This is a genomic window from Cellulosimicrobium sp. BMG9.23 (genome assembly GCF_059159985.1).
The window spans coordinates 421,111-444,005 of the sequence record NZ_JBZGBZ010000003.1; the positions used below are offsets into that span (position 1 = coordinate 421,111).

General features: G+C 74.3%; 23 protein-coding genes. 16 read left to right on the forward strand and 7 right to left on the reverse strand.

Annotated elements, in window-relative coordinates:
* Window positions 1-85 precede the first annotated feature (85 nt).
* On the forward strand, window positions 86-979 hold the full coding sequence (locus AC4H2G_RS06295; RefSeq protein ID WP_494364898.1) for a nitroreductase/quinone reductase family protein: 894 nt from the start codon (window positions 86-88) through the stop codon (window positions 977-979).
* 1 nt (window position 980) lies between these two features.
* On the opposite strand, the gene AC4H2G_RS06300 is transcribed toward AC4H2G_RS06295, so the two are convergent.
* Window positions 981-1,628, reverse strand: coding sequence for a TetR/AcrR family transcriptional regulator (locus AC4H2G_RS06300; protein ID WP_494364899.1), 648 nt, complete (start codon window positions 1,626-1,628; stop codon window positions 981-983).
* A gap of 167 nt (window positions 1,629-1,795) precedes the next feature.
* Between AC4H2G_RS06300 and AC4H2G_RS06305 the strand changes: the two genes are divergently transcribed.
* From AC4H2G_RS06305 to AC4H2G_RS06315, 3 genes are all read left to right on the forward strand, one after another.
* Window positions 1,796-2,896 carry an epoxide hydrolase family protein gene (locus AC4H2G_RS06305; RefSeq protein WP_494364900.1) on the forward strand — a complete coding sequence of 367 codons (1,101 nt, stop codon included), beginning with the start codon at window positions 1,796-1,798 and terminating at the stop codon, window positions 2,894-2,896.
* A 55-nt stretch (window positions 2,897-2,951) separates the two neighbouring features.
* Window positions 2,952-3,476 (forward strand): aminoacyl-tRNA deacylase, encoded by a 525-nt coding sequence (locus AC4H2G_RS06310; protein ID WP_494364901.1) that lies wholly within the window; start codon window positions 2,952-2,954, stop codon window positions 3,474-3,476.
* Between the two features lie 287 nt (window positions 3,477-3,763).
* Window positions 3,764-4,138, forward strand: coding sequence for an STAS domain-containing protein (locus AC4H2G_RS06315; protein WP_494364902.1), 375 nt, complete (start codon window positions 3,764-3,766; stop codon window positions 4,136-4,138).
* 40 nt (window positions 4,139-4,178) lie between these two features.
* On the opposite strand, the gene AC4H2G_RS06320 is transcribed toward AC4H2G_RS06315, so the two are convergent.
* The gene (locus AC4H2G_RS06320) at window positions 4,179-4,439 is read right to left on the reverse strand and encodes a hypothetical protein (protein WP_494364903.1); all 261 of its coding nucleotides are present in this window, start codon (window positions 4,437-4,439) and stop codon (window positions 4,179-4,181) included.
* A 77-nt stretch (window positions 4,440-4,516) separates the two neighbouring features.
* Here AC4H2G_RS06320 and AC4H2G_RS06325 point away from each other — a divergent pair, with 77 nt between their 5' ends.
* Genes AC4H2G_RS06325 through AC4H2G_RS06335 form a run of 3 tightly spaced genes read left to right on the forward strand, consistent with a single transcriptional unit; the run spans window position 4,517 to window position 9,887 of the window.
* Window positions 4,517-5,809, forward strand: a complete 1,293-nt coding sequence (locus AC4H2G_RS06325) for an exonuclease SbcCD subunit D (RefSeq protein ID WP_494364904.1) — start codon at window positions 4,517-4,519, stop codon at window positions 5,807-5,809.
* Window positions 5,809-9,171, forward strand: coding sequence for an AAA family ATPase (locus AC4H2G_RS06330; RefSeq protein WP_494364905.1), 3,363 nt, complete (start codon window positions 5,809-5,811; stop codon window positions 9,169-9,171). The genes AC4H2G_RS06325 and AC4H2G_RS06330 overlap by 1 nt, the downstream gene beginning before the upstream one ends.
* A gap of 29 nt (window positions 9,172-9,200) precedes the next feature.
* Window positions 9,201-9,887 (forward strand): class I SAM-dependent methyltransferase, encoded by a 687-nt coding sequence (locus AC4H2G_RS06335; RefSeq protein ID WP_494364906.1) that lies wholly within the window; start codon window positions 9,201-9,203, stop codon window positions 9,885-9,887.
* Here the strand turns inward: AC4H2G_RS06335 and AC4H2G_RS06340 are convergent.
* Window positions 9,841-10,626, reverse strand: a complete 786-nt coding sequence (locus AC4H2G_RS06340) for a helix-turn-helix domain-containing protein (RefSeq protein WP_494364907.1) — start codon at window positions 10,624-10,626, stop codon at window positions 9,841-9,843. The two genes, AC4H2G_RS06335 and AC4H2G_RS06340, sit on opposite strands and share 47 nt — an antisense overlap.
* Before the next feature lie 101 nt (window positions 10,627-10,727).
* Between AC4H2G_RS06340 and AC4H2G_RS06345 the strand changes: the two genes are divergently transcribed.
* Window positions 10,728-11,156: a VOC family protein gene (locus AC4H2G_RS06345; protein WP_494364908.1), complete on the forward strand. Its 429-nt coding sequence runs from the start codon at window positions 10,728-10,730 to the stop codon at window positions 11,154-11,156.
* 87 nt (window positions 11,157-11,243) lie between these two features.
* Complete coding sequence (locus AC4H2G_RS06350) at window positions 11,244-11,408, forward strand: hypothetical protein (protein ID WP_494364909.1); 165 nt, start codon at window positions 11,244-11,246, stop codon at window positions 11,406-11,408.
* A 1-nt stretch (window position 11,409) separates the two neighbouring features.
* Here the strand turns inward: AC4H2G_RS06350 and AC4H2G_RS06355 are convergent, their stop codons facing one another.
* From AC4H2G_RS06355 to AC4H2G_RS06365, 3 genes are all read right to left on the reverse strand, one after another.
* Window positions 11,410-12,222 (reverse strand): uracil-DNA glycosylase, encoded by an 813-nt coding sequence (locus AC4H2G_RS06355; protein WP_494364910.1) that lies wholly within the window; start codon window positions 12,220-12,222, stop codon window positions 11,410-11,412.
* 114 nt (window positions 12,223-12,336) lie between these two features.
* On the reverse strand, window positions 12,337-13,617 hold the full coding sequence (locus AC4H2G_RS06360; protein ID WP_494364911.1) for a multidrug effflux MFS transporter: 1,281 nt from the start codon (window positions 13,615-13,617) through the stop codon (window positions 12,337-12,339).
* 250 nt (window positions 13,618-13,867) lie between these two features.
* Window positions 13,868-14,653: an LLM class F420-dependent oxidoreductase gene (locus AC4H2G_RS06365; protein ID WP_494364912.1), complete on the reverse strand. Its 786-nt coding sequence runs from the start codon at window positions 14,651-14,653 to the stop codon at window positions 13,868-13,870.
* 147 nt (window positions 14,654-14,800) lie between these two features.
* On the opposite strand from AC4H2G_RS06365, the gene AC4H2G_RS06370 reads away from it, so the two are divergent.
* The 3 genes from AC4H2G_RS06370 to AC4H2G_RS06380 are packed head-to-tail and all read left to right on the forward strand — an operon-like array spanning window position 14,801 to window position 17,420.
* A complete protein-coding gene (locus tag AC4H2G_RS06370) occupies window positions 14,801-15,493 on the forward strand; it encodes an LmeA family phospholipid-binding protein (RefSeq protein WP_494364913.1) in 693 nt (230 codons plus the stop codon).
* A complete protein-coding gene (locus AC4H2G_RS06375; protein ID WP_494364914.1) occupies window positions 15,490-16,728 on the forward strand; it encodes a DNA glycosylase AlkZ-like family protein in 1,239 nt (412 codons plus the stop codon). Before AC4H2G_RS06370 ends, AC4H2G_RS06375 begins: the two co-directional genes overlap by 4 nt.
* Window positions 16,729-16,775: 47 nt before the next feature.
* Window positions 16,776-17,420, forward strand: coding sequence for a hypothetical protein (locus AC4H2G_RS06380; protein WP_494364915.1), 645 nt, complete (start codon window positions 16,776-16,778; stop codon window positions 17,418-17,420).
* Here AC4H2G_RS06380 and AC4H2G_RS06385 read toward each other — a convergent pair.
* A complete protein-coding gene (locus tag AC4H2G_RS06385) occupies window positions 17,389-18,222 on the reverse strand; it encodes a CPBP family intramembrane glutamic endopeptidase (RefSeq protein WP_494364916.1) in 834 nt (277 codons plus the stop codon). The two genes, AC4H2G_RS06380 and AC4H2G_RS06385, sit on opposite strands and share 32 nt — an antisense overlap.
* 169 nt (window positions 18,223-18,391) lie before the next feature.
* Here AC4H2G_RS06385 and AC4H2G_RS06390 point away from each other — a divergent pair, with 169 nt between their 5' ends.
* From AC4H2G_RS06390 to AC4H2G_RS06405, 4 genes are all read left to right on the forward strand, one after another.
* Window positions 18,392-19,705, forward strand: coding sequence for an FAD-binding protein (locus AC4H2G_RS06390; protein ID WP_494364917.1), 1,314 nt, complete (start codon window positions 18,392-18,394; stop codon window positions 19,703-19,705).
* 120 nt (window positions 19,706-19,825) lie between these two features.
* Window positions 19,826-21,424: a sodium-dependent transporter gene (locus tag AC4H2G_RS06395; RefSeq protein WP_494364918.1), complete on the forward strand. Its 1,599-nt coding sequence runs from the start codon at window positions 19,826-19,828 to the stop codon at window positions 21,422-21,424.
* Window positions 21,421-21,588 (forward strand): methionine/alanine import family NSS transporter small subunit, encoded by a 168-nt coding sequence (locus AC4H2G_RS06400; protein WP_494364919.1) that lies wholly within the window; start codon window positions 21,421-21,423, stop codon window positions 21,586-21,588. The genes AC4H2G_RS06395 and AC4H2G_RS06400 overlap by 4 nt, the downstream gene beginning before the upstream one ends.
* A 205-nt stretch (window positions 21,589-21,793) precedes the next feature.
* Window positions 21,794-22,756 carry an ABC transporter substrate-binding protein gene (locus AC4H2G_RS06405; protein WP_494364920.1) on the forward strand — a complete coding sequence of 321 codons (963 nt, stop codon included), beginning with the start codon at window positions 21,794-21,796 and terminating at the stop codon, window positions 22,754-22,756.
* Window positions 22,757-22,895 lie beyond the last annotated feature (139 nt).

The following is a 22,895-nucleotide window of genomic DNA, read 5'->3' on the forward strand; positions in this document are numbered from 1 at the left end:
CGCCGTAGACGGATCGGCGTCTCGCATATACCTTTGTGATCAAAGATGCTTTCCCGTCAAAGCCATTCGATCACAGGAGGCGACCATGAGCGAGGACGAGACGCCTCGGAACGACGCGGAGGTGATCGAGGCGTTCCGGTCCGGCAACGGTCGGGTGGGCGGGTGGTTCGCCGGAGCCTCGCTGGTCCTGCTCACGAGCCGGGGAGCGCGCAGCGGGATCCCGCGGACGACGCCGCTGGCCGCTCTTCACGAGCCCGACAGGATCGTGGTCCTGGCCACCAACGGGGGCGCAGAAAGGCACCCTGCCTGGCTCTACAACGTTCGCGCCCACCCGGTCGTGGAGGTGGAGGTTCCCGGCGGGGGAGGATCGGTCGAGCGGTTCACGGCCCACGCCGCAGAGCTGTCCGTGGAGGAGTCGGCGCGCCTGCTCGACCTGCGGGCCGACGTCGATCCTCGGCTCGCGGCGTACCGGGACGGCGTCCGGCGGCGCATCCCCGCGATCGCGCTGCGCCGTGTCGACCCGCCTGACGACCCGGGAGCCAGGCAGCAGGCCGGCGAGTACCTGCTGCGCGTCCACGCCGAGATGCGGCGCGACATGCGTGCGCTCCAGGCGGACCTGGCCGCGGCGCGCGAGGGTGGCGAGCCGGTCTCCCGGGACGTCGCCGTGGAGCTCGGCCGGCGCTGCCGGGCATCCTGCAGGGCTCTGCACGACCACCACGGCGGGGAGGACCGTGCGTTCGACACGTTCGTGCGCCAGCTGCCGCACCTCGTTCCCGTGATCGACCGCCTGCGCGCCGAGCACCGCGCTGTCGCAACGGCTCTCGACCGCGTCGACGCGCTGCTCGGTGAGGAGGAGACGGTGCCCGACGTGCTCGTCGCCGAGTACCAGCGCCTGGTCGTCGACATCGACGACCACTTCCGCCACGAGGAGCGCACGCTCGTTCCCGCCCTGCTCGGCGAGGAGCGCGCCGGGGAGTAGATCAGGCGCGGGGGACCCAGCGGACGCCGAGCTCGTCCTGCGTCGGGGCACTCCCGGGGAGCGGATGCCCGTCGGCGGCGGCCGCGCGGAGCCCGGCGAGCTGCAGCTCGAGGTACCGACGGCGCAGGGCGGCGACGCGGTCGGGGTCGCCGAGGCGGATCGCGGCGAGCTGCTCGTAGACCATCGGCAGGTCGGTGTCGGTGACGTCGGCACGGACGACGCCCGCCTCCTGGGCGCGCCGGAGCACCGTGCCCGCGAGCGCGCCGGCCTCGAGGGCGAGCTCGCCGTGCTCCGGCGTCGGCGTGAAGCGACCCGCGAGCTGGACGGTCAGGGAGTGCACGTCGGCGTCGACGATGCCGCGCAGGAAGGTCTCGAAAGACCTCCAGGGGTCCTCGACGTCGAGCGCGCCGTGCGCGACCTCGACGAACCGGCGCAGCCCGTCGAGGCACAGCGTCGCCAGCAGCGCCTCCTTGCTCGGGTAGCGCCGGTACAGCGCGCTGATCCCGACGCCCGCGGCCTGCGCGACGGCGGCGACCGGCGCGTCCGGCTCGGCGACGAAGACGTCGCGCGCCGCCGCGAGGATCGCGGTGTCGTTGCGTGCCGCCTGCGCGCGGCGGCCGCTGAGCGGTGGGCTGCTCTCGGTCGTCATGGGCACGACGATAGCACTTGTGCGGAACGGAACGTTCCGCTACAGTCGAACTATGGCGGAACGATTCATTCCGTTCCTGGCAATCTGGCGCGAACGCTGGAGAGGGCAGCGCTCCACCGCACCCGAGTACCCATCGCTGAGCACCGCACCGATCGAGGAGACGAACCATGGACACGCAGGTCATCCCGACCCGGATCGACATCCCCCAGGCCGACCTCGACGACGTCCGCGAGCGCCTCGCGCGCACGCGCTTCACCGACGCGCTCGACCCGGACGAGGGCTACGGCACGAGCGTCGCATCGGTCCGCGAGCTCGTCCGGTACTGGCTCGAGGACTTCGACTGGCGCGGGATCGAGGCGCGGATCAACGCGTACCCGCAGGTCGAGACGGTGATCGACGGCCAGCGCGTGCACGCGCTCCACGTGCGCTCGGGACGGCCGGACGCCGTCGGGCTGCTCCTCACGCACGGCTGGCCGGGGTCGGTCGTGGAGTACCTCGACGTGATCGAGCCGCTCACGGCGGCGGGGTACGACGTCGTCCTCCCCTCGATCCCGGGCTTCGGCTTCTCCGGCCCGACGACGGAACGCGGCTGGGACAACCAGCGCGTCGCGCGCGCCTGGGTCGAGCTCATGCGCCGGCTCGGGTACGAGCGGTACGGCGCGGTCGGGAACGACGGGGGCTCGATGATCTCGCCCGAGGTCGGCCGGCTCGACCCCGACCACGTCGTCGGCGTGCACGTGACCCAGCTCTACTCGTTCCCCTCGGGAGACCCGGCCGAGCTGGCCGACCTCGACGAGAACGAGCAGGCGGCGCTCGCCCACCTCGGCTGGTTCTGGGAGAACATCGGCGCGTTCAACGTCCTGCAGTCCCAGCAGCCGCAGACCCTCGCGCACTCGCTCGCCGACTCGCCCGCCGGGCTGCTCGGCTGGAACGTCCAGCTCATGGGCGACCTCGACCCGGCGTTCACGGTCGCCAACGCCGCCGTGTACTGGTTCACCGGGACGCAGGGCTCGGCCCTGCGGCTGTACCGCGAGAACGCCCTCGCGCAGCAGCGGGCGCAGGAGGCGGGAGAGCGCCCCGGGCCCACGACGGTGCCGATCGCGCTCGCCCAGGCGAAGGGGGACTTTGCCTCGATCCGTCGCTTCGCGGAGCGGGACCACGCGGACATCCGGCAGTGGGCCACGTACGAGCGGGGCGGTCACTACGCGGCCCACCTCGAACCGGAGCAGACCGCGGGCGACGTCGTGCGCTTCTTCGACAGTCTCTGAGGGTCTTGGCGCGCAGGGCACGCAGGGCGCGCGGCGGCGCGTAGGGTCGGGTGCCATGGGCAGCGAGCGCGCCGAGGCGGCGCTGGAGGCGTCGGGCATCGACTTCACGATCACGCGGCACGGGGCGGTCTCCTCGCTGGAGGAGGCCGCCGCGGCGCGTGGCGTCGACCCGTCGCAGGTCCTCAAGACGATCGTCGTGCGGCGCGCGGAGGACGACTACCTCTTCGTCCTCGTGCCCGGGGGCCGGCAGATCTCGTGGCCGAAGCTTCGCGCCCTGCTCGGCGTCTCGCGCCTCTCGATGCCCGACAAGGACGTCGCGCGCGACGTCACCGGCTACGAGCGCGGCACGATCACGCCCTTCGGTGCGACGCACGCGTGGCCGGTCGTCGCGGACCTGCGCGTCGTCGAGCGCCCGGTCGGGGACGAGGCCGACGTGTCCGGGGACGTCGCCGATGCCGGGGACGGCGGCGGTCAGGTCTCGATCGGTGCGGGTGCCCACGGCGTCGCGGCGACCGTCGACGGCGCGGCGCTCGTCCGGGCGCTGGGCGCCCAGGTCGCGGACGTCACCGACCCGGCATAGCCTTCCGGGGCTGTGACCGGGGGTGCGCCGCGGGTGGCCGCCTGCTCGCCTCGGTCGTCGCGCTCCGGCCTGTGGACGTCTCGCACAGATCGTCCCGAAGCCCCCGCACAGGGTGGCTTGCGGGCCGCGACGGGTGCAGACTCAGGGTGCTCCGGCCGCGGTCGTCCGTACGGAACGTCACCCCACGGTGCTCCCTCCGGGGAACAGGGGTCGTCCTCCGGGCGTTGAACGTGGTCGGGACAGGGGCGCGACAGCAGTCGGTTCGAGAGACGGTGGAGCTGGAACGCATGGAGACAGTCAGCGCGATCGACCGCGCGAACGGGATCACCTACGCACCGCAGGACGACGGCGTCGTCGTGACGATGTGGGGCGAGGTGGACGCCGCGCTCCGCGACCGGGCGAGCGAGGCGATGTCCTACGTCCTGGACACGCGCGGGCCGGTGACGGTCGACGTCGCGGACGTGACGTTCATCGACTCCTCGGGCATCGCGTTCATCATCCAGCTCTACATGCTCGGTGAGGAGGACGGGCGCCCCGTCATGCTGCGCGACCCGTCGGAGAGCATCGTCGAGCTGCTCGAGATGATCGGCATGGGCGGGCGCATCCCCGTGGTCCGCAGCGGCGCGCCGACCGGGCCGATCGAGGTCGTCCGCGTCGGCTGAGACGTGTCGGCTGAGACGTCGGGCGCCGCGGCCTCGTGCGTCAGGCCGATCCGTACGGCGGGTCGTCTGCGCGCGGCGCGGGCCGGTCCTGGGGCTCGGTCCCGCCCTGCGGCGCGGGTGCCGCAGGACGCGGGGGGTTGTGCGCCGGGAGCTTGTGCCGGAACGCCGCCCAGTAAAGGCTGACGAGCACGCCGCCGACCACCGCGATCGGCACGAGGGCCGACGAGAACCACATCGACGACGCCCCGACGAGCGCGCCGTACAGGACGGGTACTGCGACGTCGAGTGTGCGCTGGTCCACGGGAGGCTCCGTCCTTCGAGGGCTGGTCCCGGGGAGCCTAGCGGTCCGTGTGGGCGAGGGCGGCTACGTTTCAGGGCATGCGGTTCCTGCACACGTCCGACTGGCACCTCGGGCGCACGCTCCACGGGGTCGACCTCCTGGAGCACCAGGCCGCCTTCGTCGACCACCTCGTCGAGCTCGTCCGCGCGGAGCGCGTCGACGCGGTGCTCGTCGCGGGCGACGTCTACGACCGCGCCATCCCGCCCGTCGAGGCCGTCTCACTCCTGTCCGACGCCGTGTCCCGCCTTGCCGAGCACGCGCACGTCGTCCTGACGCCCGGCAACCACGACTCCGCGATCCGTCTCGGCTTCGCCGAGCAGCTCCTGCGACCGGGCGTGCACCTGCGCACGCGGGTGCCCGACGTCGGCGCTCCGGTCGTCCTGGCACCTCGCCCGGGGAGCGCGGCCGGGCCGGACGGCGAGGCGATGCTCGTGTACGCGCTGCCCTACCTCGATCCCGACGCCGCGCGGTCCGTCCTCGCGGACGACGCGTCGAGCCCGCTCGCGCGGTCGCACGAGGCCGTCATGGGCGCCGCGATGCGCCGCGTGGGCGCGGACCTCGCCCGGCGCCGCGCGAGCGGTCTCGTGGGCCCGGCGGTCGTCATGGGCCACGCGTTCGTCGTGGGCGGGCTGGCGTCCGAGTCCGAGCGGGACATCCGTGTCGGCGGTGTCGACGCGGTGCCGGCCGGGACGTTCGGTGGGTGGGGCCTCGACTACGTGGCGCTCGGTCACCTGCACGGGCCGCAGCGCGTCGTCGTGCCCGAGGTCGCGCGGGACGTCACCACCGGGCTGGACGTCACCGCCGGGGTGGACGGCGCGGTCGGGTCGGGAGGCGGGGCGCTCGCGGCGCCCGTCGCGCGGTACTCCGGGTCGCCGCTCGCGTTCTCGTTCTCGGAGGCGCGCCAGCACAAGTCGACCGCCCTCGTGGACGGGGGCCGGCTGCGTGCGGCGCGCGACGACGCGGTCGAGCTCGTCCCGGCGCCGGTTCCCCGCCGTCTGGCCGACCTCACCGGGACGCTCGACGACCTGCTCGGCGCCGCGGGGGAGGAGCACGTCGACGACTGGCTGCGCGTCGTCGTCACGGACCCGGCGCGGCCCACCGAGCTCTACGCGCGCGTCCGGGCACGGTTCCCGCACGCGCTCCAGGTGACGCACCGGCCACCCCGCCCGGCGGAGCGCGAGACCGTCACGGTCGTGGGGGCCGGGCACGACCCGCTCGACGTCGCGCGCGACTTCGTCGAGCACGTCTCGGGCCGCGCGCCGTCGGACGCCGAGGTCGTCGTGCTCCGTGGTGCTCTCGAGGACGCCCTCGCCGCGGACCGGAGCGCCTGATGCACCTGCACTCCCTGACCTTCCAGGCGATCGGACCGTTCCCGGGGCGGCACCGCATCGACCTCGCGACGCTCGGCGCGTCGGGCATCTTCCTGCTCGACGGGCCGACCGGCGCGGGCAAGTCGACGATCATCGACACGATCGTCTTCGCCCTGTACGGCAAGGTCGCGTCGGAGGCGACGAGCGACGACCGGCTGCGCTCGGCCTTCGCCGCGGGCGACGTCGAGTCGTTCGTGGACCTCGTGCTCGAGGTGCAGGGCGGCGTCTTCCGCGTGCGCCGGACCCCCGAGTACCGGCGTCCGAAGAAGCGCGGAGAGGGCACGACGACGCAGCAGGCGTCGGTCCGCCTGTGGCGGCTCCCGGCCGTTCCCCCGTTCGCCGACGAGGAGCCGCAGGGCGAGCTGCTGTCGGCCCGGCTCGACGAGGCCGGGGCGGAGATCCAGCGCCTCGTCGGTCTCGACCGGCGCCAGCTCGTGCAGACGGTCGTGCTGCCGCAGGGCGAGTTCGCGAGCTTCCTGCGCGCCGAGCCCGAGAAGCGCCGCGACCTGCTGCAGAAGGTGTTCGGCACCGAGCTCTACGAGCGTGCCGCCGCACGGCTGGGCGAGCTCGCGCGGGCCGCCCGCGCCCGCACGGACGTCTCGCGGCAGGGTGTCACGGGCGCCGTCGAGCACTTCGCCGGGGCGGCGGGCCTCGCCGCCGACGCCGCGCGGGAGCTGCGGGAGGCCGCCCGCGACGACGCGTGCCTGCGCCGGGCGGCACCGGAGGACGTCGACGTCCTGCTGGCCCGCGGCCCCGCGGGCGCCGGGCCGGCCGACGCCGCGCTGGACGGACACGGGTCGGGTGGACCCGCCACGGTCGGACCCGCGACGGGCGGACCTGCGACGGGCGGACCCGCGCAGGACGATGCGACCGTCGGACCCGGGCCGGGCGGACCCGCGGAGGAGGCGGCCGTCCGCGCCGGGGTGCATGCGCTCGCCCGCGCGCACGCCCGCCGGCGGGAGGTCGAGGCGGACGCGCTCGTGACGGCCGAGCTCGTGGCGCACGGCGCGCTGGTGGCAGCCCGTGACCGGTTCGAAGCCGAGCGGTCGACCGCCGCGGCGCTCGACCGCCGTGCTGCGCTGCGTGCCGAGCGCGTGCGCCTGACCGAGGCCGAGCCGCGGGTCGCGGAGCACCGCCACCGCCTCGACGCGGCCGCACGCGCGGCGGTCGTCGCTCCCGCGGCGCGGAGCGCCGTCACCGCCGCCAGCGCCCTCGGGGCCGCGCTCGAGCGCCAGGAGCTCGCGCGCACCGGCGTCCCCGCTGAGCTCGCACGTGCTGACGAGAGCACGCTCGAGGCCGTGCGCTCCGACCTCCTCACCGCGTCCGTGCGCGTCGGGCGGCTGCTGCCCGTCGGCGCCGCGCTGCCGGCGCGCGAGCGCGAGCTGGCCGACGGGCGCAAGGACGTCGAGCGCGCCGCCGAGGAGCGCCAGCGCGTGCTGGCCGAGCTCGCGGTCCGCCCAGCGGCGCGCGACAGGCTCCGGCAGTGCGTCGTCGAGCTCGGCGCGGTGGCGGGTCGGCTCGGCGAGCTCCAGGAGCGCGCTCTGCGGGCGCGCGCGGTCGCGACCGCGGCGGCCGACGCGGAGGCCCTGGACGCCGAGCTGGCCCGCGCCCTCACCGACCGGACGGACGCCGCGGAGCACGCGCGGGCTGCCGTGGAGGCGGAGCGGCGCGTGCGGACCGCACGGATCGCCGGGATCGCGGGCGAGCTCGCCTCCGCACTGGGTGCGGCGGAGCCGTGCCCGGTGTGCGGCTCGCCCGAGCACCCCCGGCCCGCCATGCGGACCCAGGACCACGTGACTGCGGCCGACGTCGAGTCGGCCGAGGCGGCGCGCGTCGCGGCCGAGGCCACCCTGACGGACGTGTCCGGTCGGGTCGTCGCGCTCGCCGAACGACGCGACGCCCTGCGGCACGCGGCCGAAGGCCTCGACGCCCGCACGGCACGTGAGCGGGTCGCGGCCGTCGAGGCCGAGGCCGAGGTCGCGCGGGACGCGGCGGTCGAGCGCGCGACTGCGGAGCGCGCCCTCGACGAGCACGACGCGGTCACGGCCGCGCTCCAGGAGCAGGGCGCGGCGCTGGCCGAGACCATCGCGGCGGGGACGTCCCGGCTCGACGAGCTCGCCGTGGCGGTCGACGCCGACCGGGCGGAGATCGCGCGCGAGACCGCCGCCGCACTGACGCTCGTCGGCGGCCTCGACGACGCTGCCCTCACCGGCGGGCGCGACGACACTGCTCTCTCCGGCGAGCCGGACGATGGTGCGGGTCCTGGTGGTGACGACGACGTCGAGGCGCCGGCGGGCGGGCCGCGGAACCCGGTCGCGGTGCTCGCCGCGCGGTTGGCCGAGCGGGTCCGGTCCGTCGCTGCGCTCGCCGAGGCGCACGCCGCGGTCGCCGTCGCCCGGCGCGACGTCGACCGGCGGGACGCGGAGGTGGCGGACCTCGTCGCCCAGGGCGGCTTCGCGGACGCCGCGGACGCGCTCGCCGCCGTGCTCGAGGGCGCGGACCGGGCACGGCTGGAGCACGAGGTGTCGCAGCACGCCGCGGCGCTCGCGATGCTCCGCGCGGGGCTCGCCGACCCGTCGGTCGCCACGCTCGCCGAGGACGCGACGGCGGACGTCGACGCGGCCCGTGCGGCGGTCGCGGCGGCCGAGGAGGCGGCGCGCACCGCGACGCGACGGCACGAGTACGCCGCGCGCCAGGCGGCTGCCGCGGCGGCCGGTGCGGACGCGATCGGCTCGGCGGTCGACGCGTGGCACGCGGCCCGCGACGACGCCGCGCCCGTGACCCGGATGGCCGCGCTGGCATCGGGGACGAGCAGCGACAACGTCCATGCCCTGTCCCTCGCGACGTTCGTCCTCGTCCAGCGGTTCGAGGACGTCGTCGCTGCGGCGAACGAGCGCCTCGCCGAGATGTCCTCCGGACGCTACGAGCTCCTCCGCAGCACCACCCGCGAGGACGTGCGGTCGCACCGCACCGGTCTCGCGATGAAGGTCCTCGACCACGTCACGGAGCGCTCGCGCGACCCGCGGACCCTCTCCGGCGGAGAGACGTTCTACGTGTCGCTGTGCCTCGCCCTCGGCCTCGCCGACGTCGTGACCGCCGAGGCCGGCGGCGTCGAGCTCGGCACGCTGTTCGTCGACGAGGGCTTCGGGAGCCTCGACGCGGAGACGCTCGACGTCGTGCTGGCCGCGCTCGGACGGCTGCGGGCCGGGGGCCGGGTAGTCGGCGTCGTCTCGCACGTCGAGGCGCTCAAGCAGGCCGTCGCGGAGCGCGTCGAGGTCCGGCGGGTGCCGGGAGGCGGGAGCACGCTCACCGTGCGAGCGTGAGGCGAGAGGACCGGACGGCGAGGAGCGGCGTGGACGACGGCACGGACGCGGCATCCGGCGCCAGCCTCCCGTCGTCCGAGCGCAGGCGGGACCGGCTGCGCCGGAGGTGGGACCGCGAGGCCGGTGTGTACGACCGCGCCATGGCGCTGGCCGAACGACGACTCTTCCCGGGCGTACGACAGCGGGTGTGCGCGCTCGCGGAGGGTCGCACGCTCGAGGTCGCGGTCGGCACCGGGCTGAACCTCGTCCACTACCCGGCCGCAGCGGTCACCGCCGGGTTCACGGGCGTGGAGTGGAGCCCTGCCATGCTCGACCACGCCCGACGGCGCGCTGCCGACCTCCGCGTCGACGCCGACCTCCGGCTCGGTGACGCCCAGGACCTCGACCTGCCCGACGACGCGTTCGACACCGTCGTCTGCACGTTCTTGCTGTGCGCGATCGCGGACCACGAGGCCGCGCTCGCGGAGATGGTGCGCGTCGTGCGGCCCGGTGGTCTCGTGCTCCTCGCCGACCACGTCGTGTCGACGTCGTGGCCGTTGCGCCTCGGTCAGGCCGCCGCAGAGCTCGTGAGCGTGCCGCTCGCGGGCGAGCACTTCCGCCGCCGGCCGATGCGCTGGGTCGAGGAGCACGGGCTCGACGTCGAGCGGCACGAGCGGTCGCGGCGCGGCGTCATCGAGTGGGTCGCGGCGCGCACACCCGCTCGACCAGCTCCGTGACAGCGCGGCGGACCGCGTCGCGCCCCGGCCCGCGGTCGTCGTCCGACGCCAGAGCGGCACGGTCGAACGCGGCGGAGAGCAGGAGCGTCAGGGCGTCGAGCTCGACGGGGCCGGGCGCGTCCGCGCCGGGGACGTCCGGGCCGAGGGCGTCGGTCTCGGGGGCGTCTGAGTCGAGGCCGTCGGCCTCGGGGACGTCCGTGCGCATCGCGGCCTGCAGGCCCTCGCGCAGGGTGCGGCGCGCGTGCCGCGCATCGAGGCCGTCGGCCTCTGCCGCGCCGAGGACCGCCGGGGCGTCGACGAGCAGCAGCCGCGTGCGGCCCGGGACGGCCATCGCGTCGAGATAGGCGGTGGCACCCGCCGCGAGCTGACGCCGGGCCGTGGCGGCGGCGCCCTCGGCAGTGGCGTGCTGGTTGGCGGCGGCGTTCTCGTCAGCGGCGTCGTTCTCGGCACGGGCGGTCGTCTCGGTCGCCGTCCCGGTCGCCGCGGTCTCGATCTCCGTCGCGACGGCCTCCGCCTCGGCCTCGACGACGGCGCGGAACAGGGCCTGCTTGTCGGCAAAGTGGTGGTAGAGCGCGCCGCGCGTGACGTGGGCGGCGGCGGCGATCCGGGGGGTCGACGTCGCGGCGTACCCCTTCTCGACGAACAGCGTCCGAGCGGCCGCGACAAGCGCCGCTCGCGTGGTGCGAGTCCGCTCCTCGTTGCTGCGGCGCGCCGGGCGACTCACGGTTGCCTCTTGCATACCGACAGACTGTACGTCACGATGGAGAAACAAACAGCCTGTATGTCAATTGCTCGGAGTGCTGGAGACCCAGCACCGAGCACGGACGAGAGGAACCCATCGTGCGCATCACGAGCTGGTACCCGGTGATCATGACCGGCGACGTAGCCTGCACCGCCGCGTTCTACGTCGACCACCTGGACTTCCGGCCGCTCTTCACGAGCGACTGGTACGTGCACCTGCAGTCGGTGCACGACGAGTCGGTGAACCTCGCCGTGCTCGACGGCGACCACGAGACGATCCCGGAGAGCGGTCGGGGCCGCGCGGGCGGTCTGCTGCTCAACCTCGAGGTCGAGGACGTCGATGCCGTCCATGCCCGCCTCGTCGACGCGGGTCTCCCGATCCGGCGATCGCTGCGCGACGAGGCGTTCGGCCAGCGGCACTTCATCACCGAGGATCCGAACGGCGTCCTGATCGACGTCATCACGCCGATCCCGCCGACGGGCGAGTTCGCCGCCCAGTACGACACCTCCGCGCTGCCGACGGCGTGACGCTCCCGATGTCACGAACGGCCGTCGTCGCCGTCCCTCCCCTGGGGGCAGGGAGGCGGCACGTCGGTCCGGTCGAAGGAGAGCATCATGGCAGCAGCATCGTCCCCGCTCGAGCGTGAGCTGCGGCGCATGGAGGTCATCGAGCGCCGCGAGCAGCTCCGGCTCGTCGGGCGAATGGCGCCGCGTGTGGCCGAACGCCGTCGGTGGGCCGACGCGCCCCGCCGCCAGTCGCCGACGACCGCCTCCCGCTGACTCACGGCGGATCATCCAGCCCGGCGAGCTCTCGTGCCCGGACGAGGACGGCGTCGAGCATGTCGGGCGTGAGCCGTCCCGTGAAGGTGTTCTGTTGGCTCACGTGGAAGCACCCCAGGAGGGTGAGGACCTGCTCCTGGGCCGGCCCCCCGTCGTCGGGCACCGGTGCACGACGACGCAGCGTCACCTCCGCGCCGTGCGCGAACCGCGGGCGCGGGCGGGGGACGTCCCACCCCTGCTCGGCGAGCGTCGCGAGGAGCGCCTGCCAGCCGAACCCGCCGAGCACGACGGCGACCCGCACCGTCGCGCCCAGGAGCTCGACCTCGCGCGCGAGATAGGGGCCGCAGCGCTGCCGCTCAGCGGGCAGGGGCTTGTTGTCGGGCGGCGCGCACCGGACGGGCGCGGTGACGCGGATGCCGGTGAGAAGCAGGCCGTCGTCGGCGCGCACGGACGTGGGCTGGTTCGCGAGGCCGGTGCGGTGCATCGCCGCGAAGAGGAAGTCGCCGCTGCGGTCGCCCGTGAACATGCGCCCCGTGCGGTTCGCGCCGTGCGCGGCGGGGGCGAGCCCGACGACGAGGATGCCTGGCCGGTCGTCGCCGAAGCTCGGGACGGGTCGTGCCCAGTAGTCGTCGGCGCGGAAGGACGCCCGTTTGACGTCGGCGACGTGCTCGCGCCACGCGACGAGCCGCGGGCACGCGCGGCACTCCACGAGGTGCGCGTCGAGAACCTCGAGCGACGGCGCGTCGCGGACCGCACGAGGGTAGGCGTCGTCGTCGGGAGTCACCGGTCCATCCTCCGCCGAGCACGGGACCATCCACCGCCGAACACGGGGTTGCCCACCGGATTCTCCCGAAAGTGGTGGGGAACCCCGTGTTCGGCGGCCGACCGGTCGGGCGGCCGACCGGTCGGGCGGCCGACCGGTCGGGCGTCAGGCGTCGACCTGCGCGACGGCGGGTGCCGGGATCGCCGGGAGGGAGGTCACGGCATCGACGGGCTCGGCGAACGTGCGACGCACCGCGACGAGGATCGCCCCCGCGACGGCGACGACGCCGAACATCACCGCAGCCATGGTCACGGCGGGGGGCCCGCCGAGCAGGCCCGTCACCGGCGCGATGACCGCTCCGACGCCGAACTGCGCCGCACCGATGAGCGCCGCCGCGCTGCCCGCGCGGTGGGCGTTGCGCTCGAGCGCGATCGCCGGGACCGACGGCATGACGAACCCGGCGGTGCCGAGCGTGAGCACGATGAGCGGCACCAGCACCGCGAGCCCGCCACCCGCGAGCGCCGCGAGAAGGAGCGCCCCGGACAGCACGAAGCCGGACGCGATCGCCACCTGGAGGATCCGCTCGGGCCGGACCCGCCCCACGAGCGCGCCGTTGATCTGCGACCCGGCCGTCACGGAGACGGCCCCGGCGCCGAACACGATCGCGTACTGCTGCGCGGACATCCCGAAGGTCTCCTGGAAGACGAACGTCGACGCGGAGATGTACGTGAACATGGCCGCCATGTAGAACCCGGCGATGAGCGCCAGCCCGACGAACGACCCGTCGGACAGCAGCGACCCGTACGAGCGCAGCGCGGCGCCCGTGCCACCGGTCCGGCGTCGCTCGGCGGGCAGCGACTCGCGCAGGCGCAGGAGCACGACGACGAACAGCACGACCCCGACGCCGGCGAGCGCGACGAACATCGACCGCCACGTCCACAGGTGGAGGAACTGCGCGCCGATCGTCGGCGCGAGGATCGGCGCGACGCCGACGACGAGCATGAGGCGCGCGATGACCTTGCCGATGCGGTAGCCGTCGAACAGGTCGCGCACGATCGCCATCGACAGGACCATGCCGGCCGCGGCCGACAGGCCCTGGACGAACCGCAGCGCGGTGAGGGCCTCGACGGACCCGGCGAACACGATGCCGACCGACGCCGCGACGTACACCGCGAGCGACACGAGCAGGGGACGGCGCCGCCCGATCGCGTCCGAGAGCGACCCGATGAGCAGCTGCCCGACGGCGAGGCCGGCGAGCGTCGCGGTGAGCGTGAGCTGGACGCGCGACGCGGTGGTGCCGAGCTCGTCGACGATCGCGGGGAACGCGGCGAGGTAGAGGTCGATCGTCAGCGGCCCGACGGCGGTCAGCGCGGACAGCAGGATCACGAGCCCCGCGGGGATCCGCTGGTCGCGGGGGAGGCCGGCGCGGCGAGCGGGCGCCGTCATAGGCCCGGCGGCTGCGTCGGGGGTCGTCGACGCGGGGGGTTCGGAGGGCATGTGAGCGGCAACCGCGACCGCGGACGGCGTGTTCCCGCACGCCGTCCGCGATCACCTGCTGAGACGACGCAGTGCCTGCCTGCCCGCCGAACACGACCTGAAGGCCGGGAAGGGCTCGATGGCGGCCGTCAGGTCGTGCTCGGCAGCGAGCAGGATCGTGCTCGGCGGAGCGAGGAGCCGGTCAGGCCGCTCAGCACGTTCAGCCCTGGGCGTCGCGCCAGCTGACCCACTCCTTGGTGAGGGTGAGGTCGTAGTCGGGGCCGTCCGTGTCCGTCGTGAACAGCGTCGCGCCCGCGGCGACGAGCTCGTCAGCGACCTCGCTCGGCGGCCGCGAGACCCCGATCGACCGCTCGACGAGCGCACCCGTGTCGCGCCCGACCGCCGCGCCGTGCTCGTCGAGGATCGCGCTCTTGCGTGCGAGGGACGACGCGTCGCCGAACGAGTGCCACACGTCGGCGTGCTCGGCGACGAGGCGCAGCATCTTCTTCTCCCCGCTCGCGCCGATGAGCACCGGGATGTCGCGCGTCGGCGCGGGGTTCTTCGCCGCCCAGCGAGCGCGGATGCGGGGCAGGGCGTCCGTGAGGTCCGCGATCCGGGAGCCGGCGGTGCCGAACTCGTAGCCGTAGTCGACGTAGTCGCGCTCGAACCAGCCCGCGCCGATCCCGAGGAGCAGACGGCCGCCCGAGATGTGGTCGACCGTGTGCGCCATGTCGGCGAGCAGGTCCGGGTTGCGGTAGCTGTTGCACGTCACGAGCGCACCGATCTCGACTCGCTCGGTCTGCTCCGCCCATGCCGCGAGCATCGTCCAGCACTCGAAGTGCTTGCCGTCGGGGTCGCCGCTGAGCGGGAAGAAGTGGTCCCAGTTGAAGATCACGTCGACGCCGAGGTCCTCCGCGCGCAGCACGGCGTCGCGGATCTGGGCGTAGTCGGCGTGCTGCGGCTGGATCTGGACGCCGATGCGGAAGGGGTGCTGCGAAGAGGTCATACGAGGCAATCTACGCCGTGGACGAGCACGCGATCATGCACGGCCGACCACGGGGTCATCGACCGGATCCCGGGGTTTTCGGTTGCTGATCCCGTGCTCGGCGGTTGCTGAGCCCGTGTTCGAGCGAGCCGGACCTAGGGTGGGCGCATGAAGCGTCTCGTGGGTTGGGTCGTCGTCGTGCTGGTCGTCCTCGGAGGGGTCGCCGTGGTCGCGGACCGGCTCGCCGTGCGGTCGGCCGAGCAGGGCGCCGTCACCGCGTTCGAGCAGGAGGCGGACGACGTCACGGGCGCGCAGATCGACATCACGGGCTTCCCGTTCCTCACCCAGGTCGTGCGCGGCGAGCTCTCGCACGTCACGGGCTCGGCGGACTCGGCGACCTTCGCCGGCTACGCGGTCACCGACCTCCGGGTCGACGCGCGCGGCGTCGGCACGTCCGCGCCGCACACCGTCGCGTCGGGCACGGCCTCGGGCGTCCTCGCGGAGGCGTCCCTGCAGGACGCCGTCCAGGAGCAGTCCGGCCTCGACGTCACCGTCACCGCCGACGGCGACGTCCTCGCGCTCGGCCTCGACGTGCTGGGACTGCCCGTCACCGTCGACGTCACGCCGCGCGTCTCCGGTCCCGAGACGCTCGCCGTCGACGTCGAGGCGGTCCGGACGGGTCTGGGCGTCGTGTCGGTCGAGGACCTCCCGGCGGGCGTCTCCGGTGCGCTCTCCGACCTGCAGATCCCCCTCGACCTGCCCGACGGCGTCGCGCTCGACTCCGTGGCCGTCGCCGAGGGCGGTGTCCGGGTCGCGGTCACGGGGACCGACGTCGTCGCCACGGACCTCGTCGCGTCATGACCGCCGGGCGAGGCGTCGCGCGCGGGCCGCGCCCGGGGACGCCCCCGGTCGACGGCGACCGCGTGCGCGCCGCGCGCCTCGCCGCGCACCGCCTGCGGTCGCCCGACCTGCCGGACGTCGCGAGCGCCGTCGGGCACCTCGTGGCCGTGCAGGGCCAGGAGTTCCACCCTGCGCTGTGGGGCCTCACGCGCCGCCTCGACCCGGCCGTGCGACCCGGGGCCGCGGGAGCGGTCGCGGCGTGCGACCGGGGCGAGGTCCTGCGCACGCACGTCCTGCGGCCCACGTGGCACCTCGTGAGGCCCGACGACGCGCGCTGGCTCCTCGAGCTCAGCGCGCCGCGCGTGCACGGGACCAACGGGACGATGTACCGGCAGCTCGGCACGGCGGACCACACGCGTCAGCGCGACCTCGTCGTCGAGGCCGTGCAGGACCGCCCGCGCACGCGCCGCGAGCTCGCCGCGCTCCTCGACGAGCACGACCTCGCGCTGGACGGGATGGCCCTCGGGTACGTCCTCATGGCGGCCGAGCTCGACCGCGAGGTGATCAGCGGACCGGTGCAGGGCAAGCAGCAGACGTACGCGGCGTTCGACGACCGCGTCCCCGCCGGGTACGGGCCGCTCGGCGCGACGTTCGACCGCGACGCGGCGCTCGTTGAGCTGCTGCGGCGGTACCTCGCGGGCCGCGCCTACGCGACGGTCAAGGACGTCGCGCAGTGGTCGGGCTTGACGCTCACGGACCTGCGCCGCGCGCTGGACCTGCTCGGCGATGACGTCGTCGCCGTGCCGGGCGCGGGCGCGCTCGACGGCCTCGTGCTGTGGCGGCTCGCCGACGACGCCGCGGGGGAGCGCGTGCTCGACCCGGAGCGGTTCCAGGCCGGCGCCCTCCCGGAGGAACGCCCCGACTACGGCGGCGACGGCGGCGACGACGGCGACGCCAGGCCCGTCGTCGACCTCCTGCAGAGCTACGACGAGCTGTTCGTGTCCTACGGCGAGAGCCGCGGCGTCGTCGTCGCGCCCGGCGTCGACCTGGGCGACCGGCTCGGGTCGTTCATCCACGGGATCGGCGTCGACGGCATGGTCGTGGGGCGGTGGCGGTGGGTCGTCGGGTCGCGCGACGTCGCGGTCGAGACCCAGTGGCGCCGCGACCCGTCCCTGGCGGAGCGTGCGGCGTTCGCGGCGCAGGCCCGCGAGGTCGCGACGCACTGGGGTCTCCCGCTGCGCGACGTCACGTCGTAGGGTTTCGGTCGAGCGGTCAGGACGCCGACCGAGGTCAGGGGGACACGATGACGTCGGAGCGACCGGGAGCGGGGCCGACCAGGACCGCGCGCGTCCCGTCACGAGCCGTGCTCGTGCTCGCCGGCGGGGTCGTCGTGCTGCTCGCGGGCGTCGGCCTGGCGATCGGTCCGGCGCTCACGCCGGTCACCGTGCAAGCCACCGCCGACCACCGCGTGGAAGGACATGTCCCCGACCCACCGGTCGAGCCGGGGACCGGTCGCGAGGCCCTCGACCCGCAGCCCGCCGAACAGGCGCGCCCGGTGCTCCCGACGCACGGCATCAGCGACTGCTCGTCGGCGGACCAGCCGTCGCAGGGCTCCGTGACCGTCCTCGGCGAGGACGGCGTGGAGTACGAGCACCGGGGGATGGAGGGGCCGTGGAGCCGCTTCCCGGCGGACGAGGAGGGGAACGTCCTCCCGGTCGAGCAGTGGCCGCTGTCGGACCTGGAGCACGCGGTGATCGCCCAGGTCGAGACGACCACCCGCACGGTGCTCATGACCTTCGACCGGCGGACCTGCGCGCCGGTCCCCGACTACGTCGCGCCCCCGCTCGACCATCTGCCGCCGTCCACGGTCGTCGTGCTCGACGTCGAGACCGGCGAGGTGGTCGTCCAGGAGCCGGTCACGCTCGTCGGAGCAGCGTCGGCGTCATGACCGCCGGCCGCGTCACGAGGTGCACCAGCACGGCCGTGAGCACGACGACGCCGACGTACACCGCCATGCCGACCGGCGCGGTGATCGCGAGCAGCCCCAGAGCGGTGTTGCCCGCGAGGTGCAGGAGGACCGCGGCGGGGACGCCGCCGTGCAGCCGCTCGGAGACGAACCAGTAGGCCGAGGACATCGGCACCATCGCGACGAGGAACAGCACCGTCTCGACCGGTCCGAGCGTCGACTGCCACGTCCCGTCGAGCAGGAACAGCGGCAGGTGCCACACCGACCACACGGCCCCCAGGAGGGCCGACGCCCCGAGCGGCGAGAGGCGACGGCGCAGCCGCGGCTGCGCGTACCCGCGCCACCCGAGCTCCTCGGACAGCGGCCCCGCGAACAGCGAGATCGCTGCGAACGCGAGCAGGCCGCCGGACTCGGCGACGACGCGGGCGGCGTCGGACAGGTCGACGGAAGGGCCGCCGAGCAGCGGGGTGACGACCGCGGTCACCACGGCGGGCGCGACGCCGAGCCCGACGGCGGCCGGGAGCCACCGCCCGGCCGCGCCCCACCGCAGGGCGCGCGGGCTGCGCCGCCCCGTGGCGGCGAGGAGAAGGGCGGCGAGGCTCGGTCCGCAGCCGCCGAGCGCGTAGAGCGCGAACGTCAGCGGGTCGGCGATGTCGCCGCCCGTCGCCAGCGCGGCGGCCCACGGTCCCCAGCTCAGCCCGAACGCGAGGAGCCAGAAGGCGGGCAGCCCACCCCGGACCGGGGAGACCGCAGCGGCGGGTCGGGTCGATGTCGTCGTCGTCATGCTCCGATCCAACCGGGCGGCACGACGCACCGGACCCCGGCACGCACCCGCCCTCGGGTGGGGACAACCCCCGCCTCGTCCGCCGAGACGTGAGTTCCCGCCCCCGATTCGAGCGAAACAGGGGCGGAAGGGCACTTCTCGGCGGACGCAGGCGTGGCAGGGTGGCCCCGTGACGACGCCGACGACCCGCCCGAGCCGCACCACGAACTGGGCGGGCAACCTCACCTACTCCTCGTCCGGCGTCGTGCGCCCGATGACGCCCGACGAGCTCGTCGACCTCGTCCGGACCTCGCCGCGGGTCAAGGCGCTCGGCTCGCGCCACTCGTTCGACGACGTCGCCGACACGACCGGGACGCACGTCGTGCTCGACGCCTACGACGACGGCCGCCCGCCCGTCGAGGTCGACCCGGCGACCGGCGTCGCGTCGGTCGCCGCCGGCCTGCGCTACGGCGACGTCACGCGCCACGTCCAGGGCGCCGGGCGCGCGCTCGCGAACCTCGCGTCGCTGCCCCACATCTCCGTCGCGGGCTCGGTCGCCACGGCGACCCACGGCTCGGGCGACGGCGTCGGGTCGCTCGCGAGCGCCGTCGTCGGGGTCGAGCTCGTCACGGGCGAGGGCGACGTGCGCACGGTGCGCCGTGGTGACCCGGACTTCCCCGGAGTCGTCGTGGCGCTCGGCGCCCTGGGGGTCGTCACGCGCCTCGAGCTCGAGACCGAGCCGACCTTCGACGTCCGCCAGGACGTGCACCTCGGGCTGCCGTGGGACGCGATCACGTCCCACCTCGACGAGATCACCGGCTCCGCGTACTCGGTGAGCCTCTTCACCGACTGGGGGCCCGACGGCGCGCAGCAGGTCTGGCGCAAGACGCGCCTCGTGCCCGGCGACGAGGGGGCAGCGCCCGGGGACTTCTTCGGGACGCGGCTCGCGACGACGCCCGTCCACATGCTCGACGGCATCGACCCCGTGCACTGCACGCCCCAGCTCGGCGAGGCGGGACCGTGGAACGAGCGCCTGCCGCACTTCCGGCTCGACTTCACGCCGAGCAACGGCGAGGAGCTGCAGTCGGAGTACCTCGTGCCGCGCGAGCACGCGCTCGCCGGCATCGCGGCGCTGCGCGCGCTCGGCCCCCGGGTCGCGCCCCTGCTCCAGGTCTCCGAGATCCGCACGGTCGCGGCGGACCGCGGACCGCTGTGGCTGAGCCCGTTCGACGGGCCCACGGTCGGCTTCCACTTCACCTGGAAGCACCTGCCCGACGACGTCGCCGCCCTCCTGCCGGACGTCGAGGCCGCGCTCGCTCCCCTCGGCGCGCGCCCGCACTGGGGCAAGCTGTCGCACGCGGTCGCCCCGGGGGCGGACCCGGAGGAGCTCGCGCGCCTCGCGGACGCGTACCCGGGCCTCGCCGACTTCCGCGCGCTCGCGGAGCGCTACGACCCCTCGCGCCGCTTCCGCGGCGGGTTCGTGGAGCGCCTGCTCGCGCTCTGAGGGGCCGAACCCTCGATTCGCCACGGACCGGCGGCCTCGGTACGGTCGATGCGGAAGATCCGGCCCGTCGTCGTGCCTCCGTGGCGACGTGCGGGCCACGGCACGGCACCGAGGAGACCTGTGACGACGACACCGAGCACGACGGGCGGGGCGGCCGCCCAGGAGGCACCGCGCGAGGAGTGGACCGGGCAGGTCGGCTTCATCATCGCGGCGATCGGCTCGGCCGTCGGGCTGGGCAACATCTGGCGCTTCCCGGGCGTGGCGTACGAGAACGGGGGCGGCGCGTTCCTCGTGCCGTACCTCATCGCGCTCCTCACGGCCGGGATCCCGATCCTCTTCCTCGACTACGCGCTGGGGCACCGCTTCCGGGGATCCGCGCCCACGGCCTTCCGTCGGTTCGCCCGCTGGATGGAGGGCCTCGGCTGGTTCCAGGTGATGATCTGCTTCGTCATCGCGATCTACTACACCGCGGTCATCGCGTGGGCCGTGAGCTTCTTCGTCTTCTCGTTCGACCTGCGCTGGGGCGACGACCCCGCCGGGTTCTTCACCGGCGAGTACCTGCAGCTCGCGGACCCGGGCATCTCCCTGGACTTCGTCCCGGCCGTGCTGATCCCGCTCGTGCTGGTGTGGGTCGCCGTGATCGTCGTCCTCGCCGCCGGCGTCGCGAAAGGTGTGCAGCGGGCCAACACCGTGTTCCTGCCGCTGCTCGTCGTCGCGTTCCTCGTGCTCGTCGTGCGCTCGCTGTTCCTCGAGGGTGCGGCCGACGGGCTGGACGCGCTGTTCACCCCGAACTGGGCCGCGCTCGGTGACGCGAACGTGTGGATCGCCGCGTACAGCCAGATCTTCTTCTCGCTGTCCATCGCGTTCGGGATCATGATCACCTACGCGTCCTACCGCAAGCGTCGGGCGAACCTCACCTCGCCGGGCCTCGTCGTCGCGTTCTCCAACTCGTCGTTCGAGATCCTCGCGGGCATCGGGGTGTTCGCGACGCTCGGATTCCTCGCGCACGAGGAGGGCATCGGGGTCGGCGAGCTCGAGGGCATCAGCGGACCGATCCTGTCGTTCGTCACCTTCCCGGCGATCGTGTCCGAGATGCCCGGCGGCCCGATCTTCGGGGCGCTGTTCTTCGGGTCGCTCGCCATGGCCGGCTTCACGTCGCTGCTGTCGATCCTCCAGGTGGTCTCCGCGGCGTTCCAGGAGAAGTTCGGCTGGACACCGCGCGGGGCGGCGCTGCGCGTCGGCGTCGTGTGCGCCGTCGTGTCCGTCCTGCTGTTCTCCACGACGACCGGTCTCATCGCCCTCGACACCGCGGACCAGTGGGCCAACAACATCGGGATCGTCGCGTCGGCCGTCCTCACGACGATCCTCGTCGTGTGGGTCCAGCGTCGCGGCGAGGAGATGCGGTACCACCTCAACGCGGTCTCGACGTTCCAGGTCGGGCGCTGGTGGGTGTGGCTCGTCGGTCTCCTGGCGCCCGTGGTGCTCGGCTACATGCTCGTGTCCCGCATCATCACGCTCCTCACCGACGGCTACGAGGGATACCCGGCCTGGTACCTGGCCGTGTTCGGCTGGGGAGCCGTGCTGCTCATCGTGGTGGGCGCCGCGGTGCTCACCGCCACGCGCTGGCGCCGCAGCCCCGACGACTTCACGCCCTGGCCGCCGTTCCCGCCCGACCGGGCGACGTCGTCCCGCCGCACCGAGCCGGAGGTGACCCGATGAGCACGGAGGCGATCATCCTGCTGGTGCTCGCGATCGTCGTCGTGTGGGGCGGGCTCGTGGCGAGCGCGCTCGCCCTGCGGGCCCGGCCGGAGCGGACCGACTTCCCGCCCGGCGGCAGCGACGACCCGCGCGCGGACACGGCACCCGCCGAGCGCGACACGTAGGCCGCGACGCGTCGGTGCGTCGCGGCGTCGGGCCTCCCGGTTTGGCGTGCGGGGGCTGTCTCCCGCACACTCGTCCCCTGGTGCTGCGCACCGCCGGGTCCTCTGTTCCCCGTACGTCCCCCCGCCACCCGGGTGCTGACGTAACACGACGGAGACGATCGGTGCATACGCTGCCCCTGCCCGGCCCACCCCGATCGGAGATCCCATGCGTACGACCCCGCGTTCGACCCCGCGCAAGCTGTCCCTCACCGGTCTCGTCGCGCTGACCGCGACGACCGCCCTCCTTCTCACCGCGTGCACCGACGCGTCCCAGACCGGGACCGACGGCAGCACCGCGGGCACCGACACCGAGTCCAGCGCCGCACCGTCGTTCGACCCGTCGACCATCGAGGTCGACGACGCGGCGGCCGCGCTGCTCCCCGAGGACATCGCGTCCGCGGGCGTGCTCACCGTCGGCTCCAACACCGAGTACGCACCGGCCGAGTTCATCGGCGAGGACGGGCAGACCCCCGTCGGCTTCGACATCGACACGATCAAGGCTGTCGGCGCGACGCTCGGCCTCGAGGTCGAGATCCAGTCGGCCGACTTCCCGGCGATCATCCCGGCGCTCGGCACGAAGTACGACGCCGGCATCTCCTCCTTCACGATCACGGAGGAGCGCATGCAGGAGGCGAACATGATCTCCTTCCTCAACGCCGGCTCGGCGTACGCGGTGGCCTCGGGCAACCCGGACGACATCGACCCGGAGAGCCTGTGCGGCGTCACGGTCGCGGTCCAGACGGGCACGATCCAGGACGAGGACATCGCCGTCCAGAGCGAGGAGTGCGAGGCCGCCGGCGAGGACGCCATCGACATCCTCCAGTACGAGTCGCAGGCCGACGCGACGACGAACCTCGTCGGCGGCAAGGCGCAGGTCATGTACGCCGACTCCCCGGTCATCGGCTACGCCGTCGAGCAGACCGGCGGCCAGATCGAGCAGCTCGGTGACGTGTTCGACGCCGCGCCGCAGGGCATCGTCGTCGCGAAGGACGCCACCGACCTCGCCGCGGCGATCCAGGCCGCGCTCCAGACGCTCATGGACGACGGGACCCTCGTCGAGGTCCTCGACGGCTGGGGCTCCGGCGACGCCGCGCTCGACACCGCCGAGATCAACCCGTCGGTCGGCTGACCTGCACGGACCGGTTCTGGACCGACTCCTCAACCAGCACCTGAACCAGCCCTGACCCGCCGGTCGCGGGCGCCCGACGACGGATCGGGACCCGCGACCGGCACACTGGTCGTCGGCGGGCGCGAGGACGCACCCGCCG

Coding starts and splice junctions, on each gene's coding strand:
- AC4H2G_RS06295 (WP_494364898.1), top strand. CDS start 86: ATGAGCGAGGACGAGACGCCTCGGAACGACGCGGAGGTGATCGAGGCG.
- AC4H2G_RS06300 (WP_494364899.1), bottom strand. CDS start 1,628: ATGACGACCGAGAGCAGCCCACCGCTCAGCGGCCGCCGCGCGCAGGCG.
- AC4H2G_RS06305 (WP_494364900.1), top strand. CDS start 1,796: ATGGACACGCAGGTCATCCCGACCCGGATCGACATCCCCCAGGCCGAC.
- AC4H2G_RS06310 (WP_494364901.1), top strand. CDS start 2,952: ATGGGCAGCGAGCGCGCCGAGGCGGCGCTGGAGGCGTCGGGCATCGAC.
- AC4H2G_RS06315 (WP_494364902.1), top strand. CDS start 3,764: ATGGAGACAGTCAGCGCGATCGACCGCGCGAACGGGATCACCTACGCA.
- AC4H2G_RS06325 (WP_494364904.1), top strand. CDS start 4,517: ATGCGGTTCCTGCACACGTCCGACTGGCACCTCGGGCGCACGCTCCAC.
- AC4H2G_RS06330 (WP_494364905.1), top strand. CDS start 5,809: ATGCACCTGCACTCCCTGACCTTCCAGGCGATCGGACCGTTCCCGGGG.
- AC4H2G_RS06340 (WP_494364907.1), bottom strand. CDS start 10,626: ATGCAAGAGGCAACCGTGAGTCGCCCGGCGCGCCGCAGCAACGAGGAG.
- AC4H2G_RS06350 (WP_494364909.1), top strand. CDS start 11,244: ATGGCAGCAGCATCGTCCCCGCTCGAGCGTGAGCTGCGGCGCATGGAG.
- AC4H2G_RS06355 (WP_494364910.1), bottom strand. CDS start 12,222: ATGGTCCCGTGCTCGGCGGAGGATGGACCGGTGACTCCCGACGACGAC.
- AC4H2G_RS06360 (WP_494364911.1), bottom strand. CDS start 13,617: ATGACGGCGCCCGCTCGCCGCGCCGGCCTCCCCCGCGACCAGCGGATC.
- AC4H2G_RS06365 (WP_494364912.1), bottom strand. CDS start 14,653: ATGACCTCTTCGCAGCACCCCTTCCGCATCGGCGTCCAGATCCAGCCG.
- AC4H2G_RS06370 (WP_494364913.1), top strand. CDS start 14,801: ATGAAGCGTCTCGTGGGTTGGGTCGTCGTCGTGCTGGTCGTCCTCGGA.
- AC4H2G_RS06375 (WP_494364914.1), top strand. CDS start 15,490: ATGACCGCCGGGCGAGGCGTCGCGCGCGGGCCGCGCCCGGGGACGCCC.
- AC4H2G_RS06380 (WP_494364915.1), top strand. CDS start 16,776: ATGACGTCGGAGCGACCGGGAGCGGGGCCGACCAGGACCGCGCGCGTC.
- AC4H2G_RS06385 (WP_494364916.1), bottom strand. CDS start 18,222: ATGACGACGACGACATCGACCCGACCCGCCGCTGCGGTCTCCCCGGTC.
- AC4H2G_RS06400 (WP_494364919.1), top strand. CDS start 21,421: ATGAGCACGGAGGCGATCATCCTGCTGGTGCTCGCGATCGTCGTCGTG.
- AC4H2G_RS06405 (WP_494364920.1), top strand. CDS start 21,794: ATGCGTACGACCCCGCGTTCGACCCCGCGCAAGCTGTCCCTCACCGGT.